A 24,676-nucleotide genomic window follows, 5' to 3' on the forward strand; every position below is an offset into this window, starting at 1 on the left:
CATGTATTTGTATTCAAAATATTACATTTTCTGTAGTGAGTATTCTAGTGAACAGATACAATTAAATTTTAATATTTCTCACAATTAAATATATTAGCAATACATAATTTATGTATTCATCTCCTACTTTTAGCTATATATCTTTATCGCTTATAAAGATAGCTAACAAGAACTGAATAGAAATCACGCATGCATAATATTAAGTATTTCTAATGGTGAATGTTATTAAAAATAATTATTTGTATTGATGACAATATTTATTTTTATAATCACTTCTAATATAGAGATCCTTAAGAATAACAATATTGAATTTTAATATCGTGCAAGTTGTATTTCATACTAATCTTTTACATGACTACGTAACAAATCATTCTGCCTAACTTAATGAATGTATTAATGAAGATAGTCATCATATAAGATATGAGATGCCGCGCTTTTCTACCTATATTGAAATCTGTATTCACGTTTTTCTAGTCTATCTTGAGCAAATAAATCTAATATATAAAATTTACTGCATTTCTTTTCTAAGATTTAGAGTTTTACTTTAATATTTCTTAGAAAAATAAAGTCTGCAGATTATTATGATGAATGTAGATCGCATTTAGACTACTCATAGATAATCAAATTACTAATTTATTTAGTGCCTTTAATATGAAAAATATCTCACTGTTATATAATGAATATTTATCTTTGCTTTATCGATTATTTTGACCAATTAAAATACTATTAGGGCAATGTTTGTTTCCCGGCCGCATTCAATGCGGCTATCGGTTATCTTAATAATTTTTGTAAGTAGATGATAGTTTTCAGGCGTTTTACTAAAAAAGCAAGATGTTTGGCATGAAACAAGGTAAAATAGTATTTTCATGAAATTTAAAATGAGCGAAAAAGCTGATGTTAAGTACTTATGACTCCTCAAGTATTAAAGTATTAAAAGGACTAGACGCCGTGCGCAAACGTCCTGGAATGTATATTGGTGACACTGATGATGGAACTGGTATGCATCATATGGTATTTGAGGTTGTAGATAACGCGATTGACGAAGCGCTTGCTGGGTATTGCAAAGATATTATTGTTACAATTCACATTGATCATTCCGTATCTGTTCAGGATGATGGACGAGGTATTCCTACAGGATTACATGAAGAAGAGGGTGTGTCAGCAGCAGAAGTAATTATGACTGTATTGCATGCCGGTGGTAAGTTTGATGATAATTCTTATAAATTTTCTGGTGGTTTGCATGGAGTTGGTATTTCTGTCGTGAATGCCTTGTCTGAGAAATTAGAACTTATTATTCGTCGTGAAGGGAAAATTTATAAGCAGAACTACTCAAATGGAGTACCCCAATTTCCCTTGAAAGTGGTTGGAAATACTAAAAATACTGGTACAACCGTGCGTTTTTGGCCTAACAAAGATATTTTCTGTAAACATTCTGAATTTCAATATGAAATTTTAGCGAAGCGTCTTCGTGAACTATCTTTCTTAAATTCTGGCGTCTCTATTAGTCTGCGCGATAATAGAGATTATCGTGCAGATTATTTTCGTTATGAAGGTGGCATTAAAGCGTTTGTGGAATATATGAACAAGAATAAAAATGCTATTCATCCAAACGTTTTTTATTGCTCTACTATTAAAAATGACATCGCTGTTGAAATAGCTCTTCAGTGGAATGATGGTTTTCAGGAAAATATCTACTGTTTTACTAATAATATTCCACAGCGTGACGGTGGTACTCATTTGGCTGGTTTTCGTGCCGGAATTACGCGCACGCTGAATGCCTATATGGAGAAAGAAGGCTATAATAAGAAGGTGAAAGTAAGCGTAACCGGTGATGATGTGCGTGAAGGATTGATTGCCGTAGTTTCTGTAAAAGTTCTAGATCCTAAATTTTCTTCTCAGACTAAAGATAAGCTGGTTTCTTCTGAAGTAAAAACTGCGGTTGAAACACAAATGAACGAACTAGTTGCTGAGTACCTGCAAGAGAATCCAAGTGACGCAAAAATCATCATAGGTAAGATAATTGACGCTGCTCGTGCACGTGAATCAGCTCGTAAAGCACGTGAAATTACACGTCGTAAAGGTGCATTAGACTTAGCGGGTTTGCCTGGTAAACTTGCTGACTGCCAGGAGCGCAATCCGGTATACTCTGAACTATATTTAGTAGAAGGAGACTCTGCTGGTGGTTCTGCAAAACAAGGACGTAACCGTAAGAACCAGGCTATTTTACCTCTTAAAGGTAAAATTTTGAATGTTGAGAAAGCGCGTTTTGATAAAATGCTTTCTTCTCAGGAAGTGGCAACATTGATTACTGGACTTGGTTGTGGTATAGGTGCAGATGAATATAATCCCGATAAGTTACGTTATCATAGCATTATAATAATGACCGATGCTGATGTTGACGGGTTGCATATTCGTACTCTATTGTTAACTTTCTTCTATCGGCACATGCCTGAAATTATTAAACGTGGACACTTATTCATTGCTCAACCGCCTTTATATAAAGTAAAGAAATGCAAGCAGGAACAATATATTAAAGATGATGATGAGATGAATAAGTACCAGCTCTCTATTGCTCTAGATGGCGCTCAGTTATATGTTAGTGAATATGATAAAGCGATATCGAAAGAGCATTTAGAAGCAATGGTTACTGAATATTATCAAGTTGAAAAAATGATTGATCGGATGGCATTCCTGTATCCTAAGGCATTATTAAACCAAATGATATATCATATATCTTTATTAGACATAGACCTAAGCGATAAGCTTCAAGTATTTCAGTGGATTGATTCTTTAGCAAATATTATGAACGAAAACGAAATCCATGGCAGCACTTATTATGCGATTGTCGATGAAAACAATGAACACCATATTTTTACTCCTGCTCTACGTATTCGTACTCACGGCATAGATAATGAATATAAGTTAGACTTTGATTTTATTCATAGTTTAGAATATCGCCATATTTGCAATCTAGGAAGAAATTTGTTTGGTTTGATTAAGAAAAATGCATTCATTATGCGTGGGGATCGGCGACAAGCAATTAGCAGTTTTGACGAGGCCTTGAAATGGCTGGTAAGAGATTCTCGTCGTGGTCTTGCGATTCAGCGCTACAAAGGTTTAGGTGAGATGAATCCAGAACAACTATGGGAAACCACAATGAATCCTCAAAGCCGTCGTATGCTACGTGTAACAATAAAAGATGGCGTGGCTGCTGATCATTTGTTCACCACATTGATGGGTGATGCAGTAGAACCCCGCCGTGCCTTTATCGAAGAAAATGCGTTGCGTGCATCTAACCTGGATTTATAATCCCGAATAAATCACTTATAATAATCTTCCTTTCAAAGCATATTTACTGTTGAACAATAAATTAGTATTATGTTTTGAGGAAGAACTTATTCGCATATAAAATATGTCTATTAGAATATTAATCATGAAATCACCAGAGAATATCACAAGCTTAGTATTCTTCATCTAATAAACATTTTCATGAAAGAGATTTTATCTTGTTGGGTTCTATATACTCATTTAAGAAGTAAGTGGCTTAGTTACTAGATTTTAGTTATATATTATATTCCTTTTAGGAATATGTCTTAAAAATATCTATACAAATTAATCTTCTTAATTATGCTTAGAGCCTTAACTAATTAATTTTTTATACTATATCAGTATCAGTAAGACCATCTAATAATATTAGATGGTTAAAATATAGGTTCCAGCAAATATAGATTGATGATATCTAAATTTATTTTACAGGTTTAATAATTAGACAGTATTACTTATGTCATAAGTCGTATTAACGCATTTTTATTCTAAAAAACATTTATATCCAATTTAGTAATAGAATTACTATTCTTTACCACTTTGTTATCAAGTAATTAGTTACATATCTTAAATATTTGGTATACTCATATGATAAGAATATTTTGAAATTTCTTAGATTTTAACTTATGGTTCTAGCATATAGTATAATTTTTAGTATGGCATTTTTCTCAATAATGAGAAGGATTGCGCAAATAATGCAGTTTACATAGAAGAATATATCTTTATCGTTGTTAGTGCCATATTATCTTAGACCAAAGATAAAAAATTAGTAATATCAAATGACTAAATATACAATTTTTCTTCCTCTCCTGATTGCAGGCTTCATGCATTTTTTGTACCTATCAATTTATTAATTTTAGAATTAGATACAAGAATAAGCTTTTATTATCTTTGTGAGATATGTGTATTCTTTGAATACTCTGCTAGATGGGTAAAATATAAGATTGATAATATTCTTGATTATTTAGTAAAATTTAATATAAAAAAATTTTTGGAAAGATTTTTATAATTTTATTTTTTATCTATTAGAATCTAAAATAATAAATTTTATTTACTATCGCAATTATGCTTATAACATCTATCTTGCTTTCTTCAAGCAAGATAGATGAAAAGATAGACATCTTGTGTATAATTAATACCATCACTCATGAAAATAATAATAATATCATCCTGATATATCTATATTTGTGAATATCATATCAATATCCTTAATCTTAATTAAGAAGCTTTTCTATGCTATGTACAACATATTTATCATTATTATTCAGATTACTTGGTTGCTATCATAGCATATCAATTTAGGTTGAATTAATATATTATATAAAGATCAAATATTATTTTTTAAGAAGTATGTTTTTATACCTTTAAGGCATTGAGATAATAATCAGCGTAAATTGCGATATGTTTTACTGATATATTTGAAAATTACAATTTTAATATATTTTCTTGGTATTTCTGTGATTGTTAGCTGTGATAACATGCTATATATTGATTACTCTGATATCAAAATGCATAATATCTGATAATAAAAAATAAGATTTGATATATACAAACCATGCTTTTATAGAGTACTGTTCTTAATTACTTTAAGTTGCTTTAATATATAATATTCTCATGAATTCTAAGGAGCATCTGATGTCTATTAAACTTATTGCCATAGATTTAGATGGCACACTTCTTAATAATGATCTTATGATTACACCAGGAGTAAAGGAATCCATCTTATCGGCTATAGCTCATGGCGTGCATATATTATTAGCGACTGGTCGTCCATTTATTGGCGCCAAAAAATATTTGCAAGAGTTAGAACTAAATAAAGCAGGTTGCTACTGCCTATGCAATAATGGTGCTTTGATTGTTCATGCAGACAATGGGAGACCATTGTTTGAGACTTTGCTAGATCATAATGATTATCTATATCTAGAATCACTATCCCATCGGGTTGGCGCACATTTTCATGCTTTTGATTACGATAAGCTTTATACAGCAAATCGTGATATAAGTAAATATACTATTTATGAATCATTTATCACAGGTATCCCACTTCATTTTTGTCCTTCTAATGAAATGGATAAAAAAATAAGATTCCCAAAAGTAATGATGATAGATCAACCAGAAGTACTTGATGCAGCTATTGACCTTATTCCAAAAGAGATCTATAAACTCTATACTATAATGAAGAGTAGTCCTTATTTCCTGGAGATATTAAATAAAGAGGCAGATAAAGGGAAAGGTCTTTCGCGTATTGCTCGGTACCTAAATATTTCACATGAAAATGTGATGAGCATTGGTGATCACGAGAATGACTTAGCAATGATAAAATATGCAGGTATTGGCGTTGCTATGGGTAATGCAGAATATGTAATTAAAGAAGCAGCTCAATTTGTCACTAATAACAATCAAGAAGATGGTGTTATGATAGCTATTAACAAGTTGTTATTTCATAAATAGATATTATGTTGATTATACTTGCTAAAGCCTTATCATTAAGTGAGTGTAAGCAATTATACAAAACTAAAATATAATAGTTAACCTGCTGTATTATTTTTATAAAAAGTTAACTATTAAAGTGCACAATTGTTATATTGTCCAAAATTTATCATGACAAGATGATTTGATCTGTAAGATGTTGAAAGTAATTACATGGTATTTATGCTAATAATTTTATTTTGGGTAACTTAAGCTGGTTTGCTGTTATAAACAATAACTTTTTGCATCTAAGTTCATATTTTAGTAATATTAATTAATTAATATTTTTGATGCATTTTATATAACTTTTCATGCAATTATATTTTTGATATCATTTAATTTTATTAAATGTAAAGTTTTAGAATTGAATCAATGAATTTTATTGAACTTTATTATTGTATTTGTATTATTCTTTAAATATTCCTAGTGTGTAATAAAATTGCTGATATCAAGTTTCAATAAAAATTATTAAAAAATTTTTCAGGCTATATAACTACTAAGTGGTATTTAGCTACTTATATATTCTGCTAAAATATTTTGAACACTGTGCTTTCTGTGAGTAATATTACAAGATTAATATAACATTCTAAATATCGTACCATGAAGTATAACTTTATTAAATATATTAATTCCTTTATCTTATTATTTAATCATAGATTCATATAGATTATTTATTGTTGATTTTTAATGATCAGATAATAAGTATCCATCCAGAAAAATGCAATAGCAGCTTAGAGATTAACTGATACAAAAAATAATACATAAGATTATCTATATATTTTTATTTATAAAGATGGAGGAACCAATTAAATTATCTTTGCTGATTGATTAATGAGCATAAATAATACGATCTTTTAATATTGACTTTTCTATGGTCTCTATAAGTTAGATAAGAGAAAAGATGCGCTTATTTGCATAGTTGCATATAAAGTCTGCTATTTTTAATCCAAAATCTTTATACTGAAACGATGATGTTCTAATCATACTCTGATTTTCTTTAATTAATAATCTTATAAGGTAATAAAATTTATCTTGTTCTCATGTATAAATTTTAGGCATAGAACCTTTTTAGTGCTCTCTCTTTCTTCTAGAGAATTGTTCTTAGATGCTTAAAGCTATATATTTCACTTGAAAATTTTTATAAATTAATAATATTGGTAATAAATAAAGGCATCTTGCTTCTTTCATGATAACTACATGAAGATACATTTTAATTACATCATCCTTATTTCTTGAATTAAGATTTCGATAGTTAGTCCTAACATTATTAGGACCTTCTTTCTTAGCTAGTAAAATTTTATTGATCATTAAAATTAATTTAGTAAATACTCCACTACTAGATTATCTAGCATAATTAGTAGTAAGAATGTATTCCGCGCTCGTGCTCTGTTAAATCTTGTACTCCTTGTAGTTCATGCGGGAACCGATTTAATAGCTCTTTTTCAATGCTTTCTCTTAACGTATGCTTCACCCTTGAACAACCATTACATCCCCCTCCAAATTTCAGAATAGCAATGCCGTCTGAGGTTATTTTTATAAGATTTACCTTGCCACCATGGTCTGCTAGATGGGGGTTAATATGATATTGGAGTACATAGTTGATACGTGTGCTCAATGAAGTATTTGTATCTAATTTATGCATATTAGCTTTAGGAGCTTTGAGAGTGAGCTTAGATCCTAGCTGATCAGTAATAAAATCTATTTCAGAATCTTCTAAGTATGGTGCACTTATCTCATCAATGTAGGCCGATATTTTTTTAAAATCTAACTTGGTATCACTTTCTTTTATTGTGTTTGGTAGACAATATGAAATTCCGCACTCTGCACTTGAGGTACCTGGATTACTAATAAAAATACGTATTTGGGTTCCTGATTTTTGTGTTAATAGCAGACGGGAAAGGTGCTCCTGGGCAGGATCTGTGATATGAATCATAGTATTACTCGATAGTTAGTTTATCTGCTTATTTATATTATGTGAAGTAAAAAATTTAACGCACTTTAATAAATAGATATAGCTTGTAATATATTTTCTCTATTAAGAATCGGCAATTTATCTATAATTGTAGCTCTGTGGTAATAAATTTATAGATGTTTAAGCAGTTTAGCAAATATTTTTATATTAGCATACTAAGTACTACTTGTGCGCATTATTTAGTTTATTGAGAAACATTATTATTCCTGATGTATTTAAATATTTTTATATTTTAGATTTGCTATTAATAAGAAAATCTTATAGAAGATTTTATCTGATAAATGTTATTTGTTACAAAATATGTTTTTATTGCTATGTTGATGAATTATATTAGAATGAGATAAAATACGATCTGTATTAAACAGATATTTTATTCTTAATATGTGATGATCATATTGAGTAATATTGTATCGCTTATTCAGCTATTAAAATTAAGCTAAGTAATACCATTACTATCAGAATTACAGAATTTTATAAGTATTACATAAAAATATGTTAAATATAATCTCATTGATAAAAATTGGCAAGTAATCATGTAGATGATATCATTATGTAGTTATGATATGGTTCATATGATATCTATCATTTTTAGCATTTGAGCTTTATTTAATAAATATATCTTATTTCATTTTATCTTCCTTAGCTGTTTGTAACTAAGTTTTAAATACATGTTGGCTCTAAGTATTCATAAAAAATTTGTATAATTTATACAAATTTTTTATGTCATGTGTTTTATAAATAAAAAATTTTTAGATCAGATCCTGATGATAATGAAGTTATCATGATTATCTCTATATTTTTAAATTATCATTTAATTACATGCTATTTTAGAAAACGTCTTTAGATAAATAATTTTATTTTAGATTAAAATCTTGCATCGTCTATAATAGCTATAGTATGTACTATATTACATTCTAAAATAGAAATATTCATGAATATATAATAGCTTACACTATTTTAATAAATCGTTTATTTTGCACTAAAGGTCTGTTCTATTTTTTATGAATATATTGCAGCATATGCAATATATAGATTCTAAAAAATATTTAGAAATTGTTTTAGTTAATTAACTATATTATTTATAGTTTAAATCTTAGTTTCTGCTTGTATTTATACTTATTTATCGCTTATTTATCGCTTATTTATAGTAAGTATCTAGAAGGAAATAGATGCAGTTCGTTCTATTATGAGTATATAACCTAATAGCATAATTAGATCATTGATATATTAAATACATTGCATCTCTAAAAGATGATGAATTTTTGAACGATAAGGGTCCATAAACTCTTTGCTGTTTCTCTTATTCAGCTTAAATTTTTATTATCAGGATTAGCAAATACGCTCTGTAGTATACCTAATTGTTCTATAATATGATGTATACTTGCAGCCATAAAATTAGATAAATTTATAGGTCTAATAAGTACTTGCGGTTTTATCTTATAGATTACTGGTGCCGAAAGCCGGACTCGAACCGGCACGTTTTTCAACGGTTGATTTTGAATCAACTGCGTCTACCGCTTCCGCCATTTCGGCATAGAGCATTAATATTAAAATTAATCTTATCATCTTATATGATATCGTATTAATTTTATGTAAATTAAATGTTTTTGTAAAGAGCTAACTGTTGCATCTCGTAATTATGATATAACAGATGATTTAAGGCAACAATTAAAATATAAACCGAGGTTTGTTTATTTTGCTTTATGTATCTCTTGAGATGTTAGCAGATATTGTTTTTATTAACTAATACCATTAGGTTTAAATATTAAAAATATATCAGACGATATTTGCTAGTATTATAGCATACCATTCTAACTAGTAGAAGATTGATACAGTATATAAAATTATTTGTTCTGATATATTATCATTTATTATGTAACTCTTATAACTGCTTATAGTTATCTAGTTGACAGTTAATATCTAAAAGAGCAGGGATAAACTTACAGTAAGTTTAATATATTTCTGGAAAGAAACTTTATAAAGGACATGATGCTATCATTTTTGTCTGATTTTATATAAAATTTCAATAGAAGTTTATTAGTTTTATAGCACAACAAATGATAAATGTAATTTATTCCAATAAAATATATTGTAAAAGATATTATTATGCCACTTAATTCACTTAAATAATTAATATAATTGTTTTTAGCTTTTGGCATAATAGTGCTATGATAAATTTAGTAATTAATATTTTATATTAGATTTGATGTAACTCCCCTTACACTATAGTCATAAGGATTTATTATCTGTAGATCTATCTTATATTAATAATATAAAATAATATATCTTTTATTTGTTAAATATCACTATAATTTTTTAAAAAATTATAGTGATATTTCATGTTTATATTTTATTTTTAGTTATTTAAGTAAAATCTTTATGGCATAAAGAATTAAAAAATTACTACAATATATCTCTTAATATTATAGTATCCGCAATAAATACTAAAGAAGTATGAATTACTATCCTAATTTTTTCTTGGATATTATATATTGACAATATTTTAAATAAGGAATAGCTAAGAGTTAGATAATATAAAACTGTTTAAAATTATTGTAATACCTTTTGTTAAGATATTATAAAATAATGAGTGTCTTCATAAAATATTAATTATTTTGATTCTGATTCTTTCTAGTACACTATGACTAAGAGTATAGTAATAATTATATTTTCATGAATTATTTATTATCTTAATAAGATAATTTTTTCTATTTCTGGAAACATGGGCATAAATACTTTATAAAAATAATTAAGATATATTCTTCCAACATAGAAGAACATGAAATAATGGCTGCTGCAGGGCATTCTTTTGGGCACTATAGAATCATACAATGATATTCTATCTTTCTATAGAGTTCCTTTAAGATACAATATATATAGTAATAATTTAATGACAATATTAGGTCTTAATTCACTCATTTTTTTATTCGCAGAACAATATACGATCTGATTTTTTCCATAAGTTCCAATTAGCTGCGGATCAGTTGGACCATATAGCGTTATATTTGGGCGATCAAGAGCAGAAGCTAAATGACTCAGACCTGTATCTACAGATACTAGTGCCTTTGCTCCTACAATGACTTCTGCTACCTGCTCCAGGGATAATCGTGGTAAAACTTCTACATTCTGAAAACCCTCTTTTAAGATCATAGCGCGTTCCTGTTCATATTTAGTGCCCCAGGGGAGTTTAATCTTAATTCCTGTAGATTCAGTTAGAGCAATTAGATCACGCCAGTGTTGTGTTGGCCAGTGCTTATCATTACGTGTTGTTGAATGAAGAAAAACTAGATAACGGTCATAATCTGGTGGCAAACGTTTCAGAAATAGTTCTAGAGGAATAGTATTATTAATACTTTCTGGTTTTTTATATTTTAAACTAAACGCAAAGAGTTCACGTATTCTTTCTACGGCGTGTATTTTTTTGCTTATGCGGTAGGTATGTGTAAAAAAACAACTGGCAAAAAGTTCCCGAGAACTCCTATAATCTTCTCCATGAATTGGTCCTTTTGCAATTCTTGTAATTAGAGCAGCGCTTTTCATCAGGCCTTGAGCATCAATAACAGCATGGTAGTGACGGCACTGAATTTCTTTTCTAAAATTATAACGCTCTTGACGAGTTGTTGTAGAAAACCAGTTTTTTCTCCAGCGACGAAAAGCAACAGGGATAACTCGGTTAACAGCAGGGTGCCAGTATGGAATTTGCGCAAAATCCTCTTCTACTACCCAGTCAAATTTAATGTTTGGAATAGCATGTGCAGCATCTGATAGTGCTGGTAAAGTATTTATAATATCTCCCATTGATGAGGTTTTTACAATCAGAACGTGCATGAGTGCTGTGAATCCTTTGTTAATAACTTCTGCAATGCGCGAAGAACAGTATTAGGCTTGATATCGATCAGACTATGATGATATTGCTGATTAATATCTTTCTGACAAATTTTATAAGAAACTGTAATCAAACGGATCACTATTGCTCTTGGGGATAATGGCGGGGTGAAATCTGGGCTAGTAGGGCCATAAAGGGCAACTAGAGGTTTATTGACTGCGGCAGCAACGTGCATTAGACCTGAGTCATTGGTAACTATAGCATCGCACGCTGCAATCAATGCAACGACCTGCTCTAAATTTGTTTGTCCTACAAGATTTAAACAGTGCTCTCGAGCATTTTTAGTAAGCGCATTACATATTTCTGTGCCTATTGGGTGGTCTTTAGCTGATCCAAATAAGACTATCCTATATCCTTGATCTATAAGTTTCTGTGATAGACTAGCATAGTGATAATGCGGCCAGCGTTTTACTAGTCCGAATTCAGCTCCTGGGCATAACCCTATGATAGAACGATTGCTTTTTAGGTTAAAAATATCTGCAGTTTCTTCAATCTCTTGCTCAGACAAGCGTATTTTTGGCAATAACAAAGGCTTAGATAGGGTTTTTGCTAACTTAATATGCTGTTGTGGATAGGCTAATGCAATGTATCGTTCTACCATTAGAGGTAATGCTTTTTCTTGTGGATAATTATATACATGAGTCAATAATCCATAGCGCATTTCACCTTTCCATCCAGCTCTGAATGGAATCCGGGCAAAGAATGGCACTAGAGCTGATTTGAATGAATGTGGCAGTATATAAGCACGATCATAACCACTATCACGCAAACTCTTCCCTAAACGATAACGTTTGGTAAGCGCTAGTGTTCCATGTCCTAAGGGAATATCAATAGCTTTGTTGACTTCCGGCATACGAGATAATAAGGAACGACACCAGTCAGGTGCTATAACATCTATTTTAGTATTAGTATTTTGATCCTTTAAGGTTCGGTACAAGCTATGCGACATTATCATATCTCCTACCCATGAAGGTCCGATGATAAGTATTTTCATGCTGTGCTCTCTTCCTTATGATTCACGCAAATTTTTAGGCTTTGTATTCAGCCATAAAAGATATTCTCTGATGCCTTCTGTGATAGTTTTGAATGATTGATCGTAACCTGCTATACGTAGTTTACTGAGATCAGCTTTGGTAAAGATTTGATAATGACCTTTTAGTTTGTCTGGGAAAGGGATATAAGTAATCCTGCTTTTATGATGATATGCAATTATAGCATCAGCAATAGTTTTAAAAGATTCAGCGCGTCCGGTGCCGCAGTTAAAGATACCAGAGATTCCCTGCTGCCAGAACCATAGATTTACATCAGCGACGTCTGTGACATAGATGAAATCACGTTTGAAAATATCACTGCCTTCAAACAATTTTTGATCTTCGCCATTTCTAGCTTGATGGTTCAAATGAAACACAATGCTAGCCATGCTGCCTTTATGTCCCTCACGCGGACCATAAACGTTGAAGTAACGTAAGCCACACACCTGTGATTTTACCTTTGGCAGAATATGACGAACATATTGGTCAAATAAAAATTTAGAATAACCATAAACATTTAAAGGTTCTTCGAATGAACGATCTTCCTTAAAATATTTAGCAAGACCATAAATAGCAGCTGAAGATGCGTAAAGAAATGGAGTATGACGTTTCAGGCAGAAATGCAATAATGTTTTAGAATATTGGTAGTTATTCTCCATAATATATCGACCATCCCATTCGGTTGTAGATGAGCAGGCTCCTTGATGGAAAATAGCATCTATGGATTCTAAATAATTGTTGTTTATAACTTTTTTTATAAATTGTTTTTGATCGATATAGTCACTTATTTCAAGATCAACCAAATTAACAAATTTGCTACCATCTTGAAGGTTATCAACGACAATAATATCAGTATATCCAATATTATTCAGGGCTTTCACGAGGTTACTTCCTATCATGCCAGCGCCACCAGTTACAATAATCATCAGATCACCTTATAATCAATAGAATGTATAGTGGATCAAAAGATCCACATAACTTGATAATGGTCATTTCACTACCTAATTAGGTTTTATTAACAAATAACGTTGATGACATATGACTGTGTTTATTGCTTATACTCTATGAACCTCTATATCTCCATCTACGCACTTTTATGAAATGACGGTAATTTTAAATTATTATGTAAATAACCATTCTAACAATATTAGACGGCCAGATCTTAACAAGATCTTCGTCTAACAGATGAGATCTTAAAGTATAATTCGTGTAATAATGATAGTTTAATTGTTATTTCTTGTAATATTTTATGTTTTTAATGCTTAAAAATTTGTTTCAATATAGTTTTTATTTAGTCATGATTATTTCTTTAAACTGTGTGCGCACTTGCTAATAAAAATAAAAATAAAAATATTATTCTATAAATTTCTTTAATTGCAGTAGTGAGATCCGATAGCTAAAATATTATTATTAAATATATCTCTTTGTTTTAAGCTCATATTTAATATTTTTAGCTACTTATAGAGAAAAAACGATAGACTTAAGAAAGAATCTATATTTATTAGAAAACTTCTCAGATAATATCTGTATTACTATTCCCAGAAGAAGTATAGATATTATACGATGATTATCGTACTAATATATAGATATATAATTCAGCAAAATTCACTAACATCGCGTTCAATTCAGTCTAAATTGACTCTTCGTTGTATTATAAATGCTTTAAAGAATATACTTAAGAAGGAGCATACCAATTCTTATTTTTATTGGCTATCTGAGAGTATTATTGCATGTAGTTTTATTAACTTATTATTTTCTTGAGATAGATAGCTATCTATCTCAAGAAAATAAATGACACCATTAAATTATAGATAGACTTGTTGTATCAAGATAAGCCTTTGATTAATTTTTATATTCTTCAAATAAATCACTATTTCTACTATTTCTACTATTTTTGAGTACTAAAAATATTATGGAATAATTTTTATTGTATGAATACTTGAACATTCTAAATATCATAAGCAATATTATTTTATAATAATAGTTTTAGCTTCTGATATTATAGGGTTGATAGGCATAAATCTGATTAAATTAATGTATCGTTATACTAACTCATCACACTAATGCAGAGTAAGATAATTAAAATATTTTTAATATTCTATTAAAAATTTCTTTTAGAATAGCAAATATTTTTAAAAATTCATAAGTAGTAAATGCTGATACATGATGCGAAGAATACTTTCTATTTATAATTTTATTTTCTGCTTATCTCTTAATTTTAGCAGTAGATTTTACGAGGTCTAAAAGAAAATATATTAAAGATTTGCTATATCTTATATATCCTAAATGAATATATTTATTTCTATTGAAAATTTCAAAATTAGAATAGCATTTTTTATCCAAAATGATCAAAATTTCATTTGAAACAAAATTCTTTAGCAGTAACTTATATGCTTAAAAAATTATTTTATTCATGAATCTCTTAAACAGAATATTTTATAATACAATGATGATAACAATGCACTGACTACAAAATACCTGCTATATAGAGATAAGTATATTGAAAGATAGTGCTCTATATTATAACATTCTAGTACAATAAGGGAACAACATAAGCTGTAAGCTTCCCAGTCAAAAAAATTACTTATGTTACGTCTATTAACTATACGTTTATTTTAACTATGAATCTTTTATAGAGATAATCTGTAATTCAGAGAGAAGATCAAACTATTTAATAACACTATTAACATTGCTAGAAAATCTTGATCAAAGATTTATATTCTGATCTAAAAAACTAAAGGAATGCTCTAATATATAAAGTAATTTTTAATTACGATACTTTATGCGTGAACACAATCTTAATAAGATAGAATTGATTTATTTTGTGACAAATAATTTTTTATTTACCATTCATGGTACACTTTAAGGTTTCATGATATCTTCTGCCTGCATGTTATCTCTTTAATATTCTAATAAAATTATATGGCTATAATATAATCTAGTATTGTGATTCTTCACTAGTTTAAATAAGTAAAATTATCAATAGCAATATTTTTTTCAGGAATCATTATGGCAAATAAATTTCTATGTTGTTTCATATCTTTTTCTTAAAATAGCCGAAAAATTAATTAGATACCTACCATAATCCAATTACTATATATTACAGAACTCTAGTATGATTCACTAAAATAATCTGCTAAAATTTATTTTTAACAAATAATGCTTAGAAAGCAAGAAATAATATAAGATGTAGAGCTCAAAAAGAGGTAATATATAGTAGTAAAATACTAAATAGACATATAAATATAAATCATATAGTACTTTAAGGGCAATAAATGTGAATAAGAAAAAATTAGATTAATAAGATCTAAAAGGCTTGCACAAATAAACTAAAAAACTCTTAGATATCTAAGGAAGTTATTTAGTAAGAAATTTTCTATTAATACATATGAGCTGATCAATCTCTATTAGATAAAATATAAAAAAGTTTAAGCTAGAAATATTAATAATAAGTTATAAGATATTTATGAAATAGGTATTATTCAAATAAGTCTTTTTTAAGAAGATAAACTATTAATAATATAATCCATGATATAGCATATTATTTTATTGAACAATAAAAGAAGTAATATCATTTGAAATAATTAGACACAACATACTGTTTTATTAAAATTTAAGTTTATGTGCTATAAATTAGTCAATAATAGTAAATTATATTCAAGAAGTGGTTATAGATTTTAAGTATCTGCTGAGTGCTGTTATATAAATTATGAGATATTAAACTCATGCAGCCATAATACATAAAAAAGAAAAACAAACATAATTAATATTATTATATCAATATGTTCTTATACAGATGATTAAATAAGGATATATTTTAGCGATATTAAGATTATCTTAATATTTATTGCTCTTGGTATAAGAATAACTGATTTTATATCTTTATCTTATTATTATATAGATTAATCTCAGTCGATCTTATAATCTTAGCATTTAATTGATGTAGATATATGATTAGTAAATTATAGCAGTAATTTCTTAAGAAATAAGAATAATTTACTCTAAATGATTTGCTTACTATATTTTTAATCATTATCTATTTAAATTACGAAAATATTCGACCAAATAAAATTTATTCATCTTTTGTTCTTATAGAAGTATATCCCTGCAGTTATTATTTAAATTTTAAACTCCTATTTAATATGCTTTTAGTAGTTAGTAAAATTGCGGTATTAGTAATGTACAATTATTAATAATAGCTATCTTTCCAATGTATTTACTTTATCTATTGATCTAGAGTTACTTATTATTATTTAGAGAAATCTATTTAAAAATGTATTAGTATGATAACATTAAAATAATCTCATGCTCATAATATTTCTTAGGTAAGATATTTTAATTTAAATTTTCTGTAAACTATAAGCAGTTAATGTGTGCTAGGACGGTCAAAATAATTCTATCTACGTTGCATGCATCTACTTACTTAGAATAATACTGTCTCAGGATGTTATCCATACTTTGCTTGTCTTCCCCTAATTAATATTGTTAGTAATAAAATCGCTTTTATTGAAGGTTTCCTCTAAGTTCTACAATAAGTTATGAGTCTTTGTTATGCCCCAACTAATTGATTATTCAAATAAAATATGGAAATATAAAAATAATAAAAAAGATAATTATCTTCGTTATGAGTCTGGCTTCGACCTAGACGAAACCATTCTCAACCTTTCTGCTGACCTCAATGGTTTACAGGAGGAAGATGCTCGTGAGCGTCTCATGTTAATAGGACCTAATCAGGTTCACTATAAAACCTCAAGATCTATTGTAATGCAATTCATACGCGCATTTAATAATCCATTTATTTTTATACTTATTCTAGTTGCTTTAATCATCTTATTTACTAATTATTGTTTACCTATAACAGATAGTAAAGAACCAGACATGATTCGTGTAATCATGCTTTTAACAATGGTATTTTTTAGTGGATTAATATCTTTTTGCCAGGAATTACGCAATAATAAAACTATTTATTCGTTAAAAAATATGGTGAAAAAAACAGCAAAAGTAATGCGTCAAGACGGTCTCAAAGTAAAAAAAGAATATCAAAACGTTCCTCTTCACGCACTAGTGCCGGGCGATATAATCTTTCTTTCCGCTGGAGACTTCATTCCAGCTGATGTTAAATTGATTGAGTCCAGGAATTTATTCGTGAATCAGTCAGTTTTAACAGGTGAATGTATCCCTATTGAAAAATATAAAGTAGCTACTAAACCTCAGAAAAGGATATCTATCAAAAAGACCGATAAATTATTCGATCGCTCTGACATATGCATGATGGGAACTAACGTTACGAGAGGAACTGCCAAGGCTATCGTTGTTGTGACAGGTTCAAGAACATATTTTGGTTCAATCGCTAAGTCTATCGCCGGAATTGGTTCTAAAAGTTATTTTGATCAGGGATTTAATAGCATCAGTTGGCTACTGATTAGATTTATGACAGTAATATTTCTGGTTGTTCTAGTAATTAATGTTTTTACTAAAGGCTCCTGGTCTGAGGCAACATTATTCGCTTTAGCTGTTGCCATAGGATTAACGCCTGAAATGTTGCCTATCATTATTGGTTCTAATCTTACTAAGGGTGCTAGTAAGATGTCTCGTCATAAAGTTGTTGTGAAGCACTTGAATGCAGTACCTAAATTAGGTGCGATGGATGTACTCTGCACAGACAAAACTGGTACTTTAACACAGGATTCTATTGTTCTTAAATATTATGTTGACATTCATGGGTATGAGAGTGAAAAAGTATTGCAGTTAGCATGGCTCAATAGCTATCATCAGAGTGGGATAAAAAATCTCATGGATAAAGCTGTAATCCAATTTATTCAATCACATCCTAAGGTTAAAAGTATATTAAGATTTATTAAGGTTGATGAGCTACCTTTTGATTTTATGCGTCGGCGTCTATCTATTGTGGTCAGTAATGAACAGAAAATGCATACTCTCATTTGTAAAGGTGCAGTTGAAGAGATGCTTGAGGTTGCTCGTTATGTTTTAGAACAAAATAACATTGTACCCCTTGACAAAAAGTTGCGTGATGAACTATTAAAAATAGCTGCTCAATATAATGCACAAGGCTTACGAGTACTGGTAGTTGGGATACGTGACTTAGGAATTGAGGGCTCTACATTACCACTTCAAAAAAGAGACGAACGAGATTTGGTAATATGTGGTTTACTTGCGTTTCTAGATCCACCAAAAGCATCTGCTGCAGCAGCAATTACTGCATTGCATAAAAAAGGTGTAGTGATCAAAGTGTTAACTAGTGACAATGATATTCTTACCCTCAAAATTTGCCTTGATGTCGGTTTAGATCTATCTGAGCCTTTATTGGGCTATGAGATTGAAAAAATGAGCGACGAGCAACTTTCCCTGATCGTTGAAAAGCGCAGTATATTTGCTAAATTAGCACCATTGCAAAAATTTCGCGTCTTAAAAGCACTGATGGGTAATGGTCATACCGTTGGATACCTAGGTGATGGGATTCATGATGCACCAGCACTACGATATGCTGACGTTGGCATTGCGGTTGATATTGGAACGGATATAGCGAAAGAATCGTCTGATATTATCTTATTGGAAAAAGATCTGATGGTATTAGAAAAGGCGATGATTATTGGACGTGAAACCTTTGGTAATATTATTAAGTACTTAAATATTACATCTAGTGCTAATTTCGGTAACGTAATTTCAGTTGTGGTCGCAAGCGCTTTTATTCCATTCTTGCCAATGCTTGCAATCCAACTCTTGTTGCAAAATATGATGTACGATATCTCTCAAATTTCAATCCCATGTGATAAAATGGACAAGAATTTTTTGAATAAACCTTGCAAATGGGAGGCAAAAAATACTAGTCGTTTTATGCTATGGATTGGACCTGCGTCATCTGTTTTTGATATTACTACCTATGCTATTATGTGGTTTATTTTTACAGCCAATAGTATTGAACATCAAGCGTTGTTTCAATCTGGATGGTTTATAGAGAGTTTGCTGTCACAGATGTTGAGTATACACATACTGCGCACTAATAAAATTCCTTTTATTCAAAGTTCTGCAACTTTACCGGTCATGATGATCACTGGCCTAATTATGGTATTAGGTATTTATATTCCATTCTCCTCTTTTGGTAGCTTATTAGGTTTGCAACCTATGCCGTGGGAGTATTTTTCATGGTTATTAATTACACTGTTTAGTTATTGCATTTTTATTCAGATGATAAAGATCTTTTATATAAATCGTTTTAGGCAGTGGTTCTGATAGAATATCATAATTGATCAAATCTTTATTGCTAAAGATTTTGAAAATACTAGAAGAGCAAAGTTAAACTAGCTTATTTATAAGCCTGTTATTGCAATACCATAAGATTTATTATTTAGATATATTTGTAAAGTCATGAAAATGTCTTGATACTCAAGAAAAAAGATTGCTCTAGATTTTCTTGAGTATGCATTCATAGTCATTTAATTTTAGCTTCTTTGTAGATCAAATGTTGACGTATAACAGGATCAAACTTTTTAATTTCAATTTTTTCTGGTTGGCTACGTTTATTTTTAGTGGTTGTATAGAAGTGACCGGTTCCTGCAGATGAAATCAATTTGATCTTTTCTCGAATACTTTTTCCCATATATTCTGCTCCTGTATGATTATTATCTTAAGTCGTATCCATATACCAAGTTCTTTTGATAGTGCTTGATAACCAATATTTATATCTTTAATAGATATACTCATATATTAAAGCACCGCTCTTCTTTAGCTTAAGAAAAGTTAGGTGGTTTGTACAAAATATATTAGTTGTTAAGATATATAAGCATTATTGCGGCTAAATCTTTTATTTAAAATACAATATGATTCTTGTAATAGTTTATATGTTAAAAACAAAATATACTTTTTTATTACAGAGGATCTGATCTCTTGTTAAATAGTTATAGCACCTCATAAAATTAAGGAAAAATCTTGTTTACATGAAGTATGCTGAGATGGATTATATTAAGAGAATATAAATATATTAAAATACTTTATTTTATAATACCTAATCTCAAATGTTAATAAATACCTAGCAAAGATCTTTATCAAGATCCATAAGTAATTAAATACAATTTATTTTAGGAGAACGACACTTCTCTCTTAAGAGAGAATATCATACAATTAATTATTAGTATATTGAATATTGTTTAATATTTCTTATGATTTATGCTTCTACTGTTATCTGCATGGTTTCTATGAACTAATGGCTCAAGGATAGGATCTATTGCAGAAAAATAGTAAGGTAGATCTTATTTATAATTAACAGTTAATGTATTATAGTTAAGATATTACAGACTATAAAGAATTATTATAAAAGAGGTAGATGATTGATTTATATGCCTAGAATGGTATATCTATTTCTGTCCATATCATCCTATTTTTCTTTTATTATATTGAAATGCTCTTGCATATCTTAATCATAAATGTTATCCAGCAAGATTAAATCAGAGAAATGGATTATTTGTTAAGTTGGATCTATTACCTGTTTCGCATTAATATTTATTATATATTTAAAAGTAATTTTTACTAGTGCCATATAGAAATAAAATAGTTACTAGTTTCTTGAATATTCTTGAAAGAACTAACAAAATTTATATTTTGTTTAATTCATTTTGTGATATCTGCTAATTTTTTTTAACTTATATTTAGGCAAGTAATAAAAAATTTTTTATTATGTTAGTTTATAAGCTGTCCTATGATGAATAATATTATTATATGATATATAATATGCATTATTTCTCATGCATAGTTAGAGCATGTTTGATAAAAACGTAATGACTTCTTGAATGACATATCTCAGGGCACCTATGTCTGTGTATTTTTCATGACATACCCCTGCCAAATATATCTTTTTTATTATTATTGTATTAAGTATTATTTATTAATAGCCTTCACAGGATTTATAGTATCCTTGTAAACTTAAGGTATTTATATTTAAATTTAGGAAAATTATCTTTTAAGTAAAATATACTTTAGTTTTATAATAATTTATTCCTTTAATTTGTTAGTTGAATATAGATACTGATTTTTAAATCAGTCGGGTAAATACTGGAATTGTTATAGCTATTCATTATGGCTATTGAATAATTTTTAGTTAACAGTAGTTTTTTCTTTCTGGCTATAAAATTAAATTATCATAAATCAATGAGCGCCTATTATTTTAATATTAAGGTATGAAATGTTGTATTGCTATTTATCAATAAAAATACATGCCTAAATTTAAAAGTTTTATTGCGCTTGACTCTGATGAATTTATTCATCTATTCTGGCTATAATCTAAATGTGGCGGTGAGAGAGGGGTTCGAACCCTCGATACGTTTTGCGTATACACGCTTTCCAAGCGTGCTCTTTAAACCACTCAGACACCTCACCTTGGTATAACAAATTTTGTTGTTATTACTGATATGATATAGGATAAAGTAAAAAATTTGCTTAGTCTGAATATACAGGAAATAAAGAGCTCATGTGCTTTTTTCTTAGCTAAGATTATGCATCCTATAAGCTAAATTGTATTATCTAATAAACTAACTTTGTGCCAATGACCCAAGACTTTGCTATATATTAATTTATAGCTTGTCGTAAAATGTTTTTTATCATTATAATGACTATGCCAACTTTTATCTTATTTTATTCTAATACAGATCTTGAGCAAGGTTATACAATATTGAGGATATGCCTCTAATTAATTAGTTAAAAATAGTAGATTACATACCATACTAATCATAGTAGTATCCAATATACTTAAAGAATTTAAAACGAGTTGTTCATAATGATCATAGCAAATAAAATACTATAATGATTTTATAGTTGTGGTGCAATGATTACTAATAAATTATATAAGTAATAGTTTACATGTCAACAATGCTTTTATTAAAATAATAAGTAAGAACAGACCTCGTTTTTGTAATCATGTATTTAAAGTTTATATCTAAAATTTAGTTATATGAGGTGAGTAATATTTTTAAAGATGATATTAAACCATACAAATAAATTACTGTAGTTGTTTTAAACATCTTTCCCAATAACAAAATTCAAATTACTGATTTTTATTTCTAATACAACATACATCTGATTAATTGCTGATGAGATCATACAGTCATGTTTAATAAATTTATAAAGCTATTATTTATTAGTTTAAGAGTTAATCATGAAAGAAATCATCATTTAGTTGCTATAACTATATATTTATAAATACATTTAAAATTAAATAGTTTATCCACATTACCTTCATAACTGAATGTACTTTCTTTTTTTGATGATATTCACAATTTAGTTGTTTATGTTCTAGATGTTAGATTAATAGAAGCCTAAATCGCAAAAACATACAGAATGTATAATAAAATATAAAGAGTTTAATAGATACCTGCATTTAATAAATACTACAGCTAGATTTCATGATGTTAGATTTTATGATTTGTTATAATTAAAAATATATTCTTATTAATTGTAACTAATTTGACAATAAATACAAAGCAAAAATATATAATATTATAGGAATATGTGGTTTGTAATGTCTATACGTTGCTAGTATAATCTAATAAAATTTTTGAATACATATGACATAAAATTCAGGCCTGATGCTGAATAGCAAAATATCTATCATACAATTTCTTACTAAGAGTATATTATAAATTAAAAGTAAAATTATTTATAAGATATATTCTTTGCTAATGTATTGCATTATACTCAAGAAAAAGAATGATCTTAATGTAAAACTTTTAGTTATGTCTGATATAAAATACAGTAGATTCATAAATATTTAGTTATCTTAGGTTATGAGGATACTAAAGGGATAGCAGTTGCAAAATGCATAGTCAGATGATAGAAAAAGATATCTTTCATATAATGAAAGATCACATTAAGTCCTCTATAAGAGTATACCAGCGATTGATTAAACAAAATGCTTATTTGGTGTGAATTAACATAACATTTGATGAGTTATTTCTAGAATATATGATTTTGCTATAAAACTTATCTTTTCGTGAAATCAGCAAATCTAAAGTTTTTTGGACTCTTATGGTAATCTAATATAACATCTTATATAGATTTACTAACATAATAGGCTGAATTTAGTACTTATTTGATTATAGGATAGTGATATGAGCTTAATGAATGTTCCTGCTGGTAAAAATATTCCAGAAGATATTTACGTTATTATAGAAATCCCATCTAATGCTGTTCCAATTAAATATGAAGTAGACAAAGAAACTGGTTGTCTATTTGTTGACCGTTTCTTGTCTACGGCTATGTACTATCCATGTAATTATGGTTATATAAACCAGACCCTTTCTCTGGATGGCGACCCAGTTGATGTTCTAGTTCCAACACCACATCCACTGCAGGCAACTTCAATTATTCGTTGCCGTCCGGTAGGTGTTTTAAAAATGACTGATGAAGCTGGTAAAGATGTCAAATTAGTTGCTGTTCCACACAGCAAAATGACAAAAAAATATGATCATATTAAGGATATCAATGATCTTCCTGAACTATTACTTTCCCAAATACTACACTTCTTTGAGCATTACAAAGATTTGGAAAAAGGAAAGTGGGTTAAAGTTGATGGCTGGGATAATGTTAAAGCAGCTAAATCTGAAATAATTGCCTCTTTAGAACGTGCTAAAAAACGATAATCATGTATCGTCTCGACCAATCTATATTATACCTTATTCTTTTCCGATCTCTTAAAAATTTGTGTAGCTTAAAGATAAAAAAATAATATTATTATATTAGATATTTATCTAAAATATCAAATTTTGATAAATTTTATTTTAATATCTTTAGAACAGTATTATTAAAAAAATCATGTTGATTAGATTATACGAATTCAGAAGACAATAGGTATCTGCTAAAGCAGTATTCTTTTATTTTTTCTAAATTTATTTATAATCATGCTTCAGCATTAATAACAGCATACTTCATTAGACATCTTATATAGGTTATAAGTTTATCAAAGCGATCGCATTCTATAGAATGCGA

At 28.8% G+C, this 24,676-nt stretch carries 9 protein-coding genes and 2 tRNA genes; 4 read left to right on the top strand and 7 right to left on the bottom strand.

Annotation, left to right across the window (positions count from 1 at the left end; genetic code table 11):
- The first annotated feature begins 894 nt into the window (after nucleotides 1-894).
- The gene (gyrB, locus tag KTT71_RS01355) at nucleotides 895-3,309 is read left to right on the top strand and encodes a DNA topoisomerase (ATP-hydrolyzing) subunit B (RefSeq protein ID WP_216782684.1); all 2,415 of its coding nucleotides are present in this window, start codon (nucleotides 895-897) and stop codon (nucleotides 3,307-3,309) included.
- A 1,650-nt stretch (nucleotides 3,310-4,959) separates the two neighbouring features.
- Nucleotides 4,960-5,775 carry a sugar-phosphatase gene (yidA, locus tag KTT71_RS01360; protein WP_216782685.1) on the top strand — a complete coding sequence of 272 codons (816 nt, stop codon included), beginning with the start codon at nucleotides 4,960-4,962 and terminating at the stop codon, nucleotides 5,773-5,775.
- Nucleotides 5,776-7,147: 1,372 nt separating this feature from the next.
- Here the strand turns inward: yidA and nfuA are convergent.
- The 5 genes from nfuA to rfaD all read right to left on the bottom strand — a co-directional run bounded on the left by nfuA (nucleotide 7,148) and on the right by rfaD (nucleotide 13,608).
- Entirely contained in the window at nucleotides 7,148-7,726 is a 579-nt protein-coding gene (nfuA, locus tag KTT71_RS01365) for a Fe-S biogenesis protein NfuA (RefSeq protein ID WP_216782686.1), read from the bottom strand.
- A gap of 1,487 nt (nucleotides 7,727-9,213) precedes the next feature.
- Nucleotides 9,214-9,298 (bottom strand) — tRNA-Leu (locus KTT71_RS01370).
- Between the two features lie 1,314 nt (nucleotides 9,299-10,612).
- Entirely contained in the window at nucleotides 10,613-11,593 is a 981-nt protein-coding gene (gene rfaC, locus KTT71_RS01375; protein WP_216782687.1) for a lipopolysaccharide heptosyltransferase RfaC, read from the bottom strand.
- Nucleotides 11,581-12,645: a lipopolysaccharide heptosyltransferase II gene (gene waaF / locus KTT71_RS01380; RefSeq protein WP_216782688.1), complete on the bottom strand. Its 1,065-nt coding sequence runs from the start codon at nucleotides 12,643-12,645 to the stop codon at nucleotides 11,581-11,583. The genes rfaC and waaF overlap by 13 nt, the downstream gene beginning before the upstream one ends.
- 15 nt (nucleotides 12,646-12,660) lie before the next feature.
- Complete coding sequence (gene rfaD, locus KTT71_RS01385; RefSeq protein ID WP_216782689.1) at nucleotides 12,661-13,608, bottom strand: ADP-glyceromanno-heptose 6-epimerase; 948 nt, start codon at nucleotides 13,606-13,608, stop codon at nucleotides 12,661-12,663.
- A 3,625-nt stretch (nucleotides 13,609-17,233) separates the two neighbouring features.
- Here rfaD and mgtA point away from each other — a divergent pair.
- Nucleotides 17,234-19,933 (top strand): magnesium-translocating P-type ATPase, encoded by a 2,700-nt coding sequence (mgtA, locus tag KTT71_RS01390; protein ID WP_216782690.1) that lies wholly within the window; start codon nucleotides 17,234-17,236, stop codon nucleotides 19,931-19,933.
- Nucleotides 19,934-20,132: 199 nt separating this feature from the next.
- On the opposite strand, the gene rpmG is transcribed toward mgtA, so the two are convergent.
- Both rpmG and KTT71_RS01400 read right to left on the bottom strand, forming a co-directional pair.
- On the bottom strand, nucleotides 20,133-20,300 hold the full coding sequence (gene rpmG, locus KTT71_RS01395; protein WP_216782691.1) for a 50S ribosomal protein L33: 168 nt from the start codon (nucleotides 20,298-20,300) through the stop codon (nucleotides 20,133-20,135).
- Between the two features lie 1,683 nt (nucleotides 20,301-21,983).
- Nucleotides 21,984-22,072 (bottom strand) — tRNA-Ser (locus KTT71_RS01400).
- 1,727 nt (nucleotides 22,073-23,799) lie between these two features.
- Between KTT71_RS01400 and ppa the strand changes: the two genes are divergently transcribed.
- On the top strand, nucleotides 23,800-24,330 hold the full coding sequence (gene ppa / locus KTT71_RS01405) for an inorganic diphosphatase (RefSeq protein ID WP_216782692.1): 531 nt from the start codon (nucleotides 23,800-23,802) through the stop codon (nucleotides 24,328-24,330).
- The last annotated feature ends 346 nt before the right edge of the window (nucleotides 24,331-24,676 follow it).

The organism is Candidatus Profftia tarda (genome assembly GCF_904848675.1).
In the GTDB taxonomy this organism is placed as follows: Bacteria; Pseudomonadota; Gammaproteobacteria; order Enterobacterales; family Enterobacteriaceae; genus Profftia; species Profftia tarda.

Bases quoted from the DNA above. Each gene is read 5' to 3' on its own strand.
- gyrB (WP_216782684.1), top strand. From the start codon at position 895: ATGTTAAGTACTTATGACTCCTCAAGTATTAAAGTATTAAAAGGACTA.
- yidA (WP_216782685.1), top strand. From the start codon at position 4,960: ATGTCTATTAAACTTATTGCCATAGATTTAGATGGCACACTTCTTAAT.
- nfuA (WP_216782686.1), bottom strand. From the start codon at position 7,726: ATGATTCATATCACAGATCCTGCCCAGGAGCACCTTTCCCGTCTGCTA.
- rfaC (WP_216782687.1), bottom strand. From the start codon at position 11,593: ATGCACGTTCTGATTGTAAAAACCTCATCAATGGGAGATATTATAAAT.
- waaF (WP_216782688.1), bottom strand. From the start codon at position 12,645: ATGAAAATACTTATCATCGGACCTTCATGGGTAGGAGATATGATAATG.
- rfaD (WP_216782689.1), bottom strand. From the start codon at position 13,608: ATGATTATTGTAACTGGTGGCGCTGGCATGATAGGAAGTAACCTCGTG.
- mgtA (WP_216782690.1), top strand. From the start codon at position 17,234: ATGCCCCAACTAATTGATTATTCAAATAAAATATGGAAATATAAAAAT.
- rpmG (WP_216782691.1), bottom strand. From the start codon at position 20,300: ATGGGAAAAAGTATTCGAGAAAAGATCAAATTGATTTCATCTGCAGGA.
- ppa (WP_216782692.1), top strand. From the start codon at position 23,800: ATGAGCTTAATGAATGTTCCTGCTGGTAAAAATATTCCAGAAGATATT.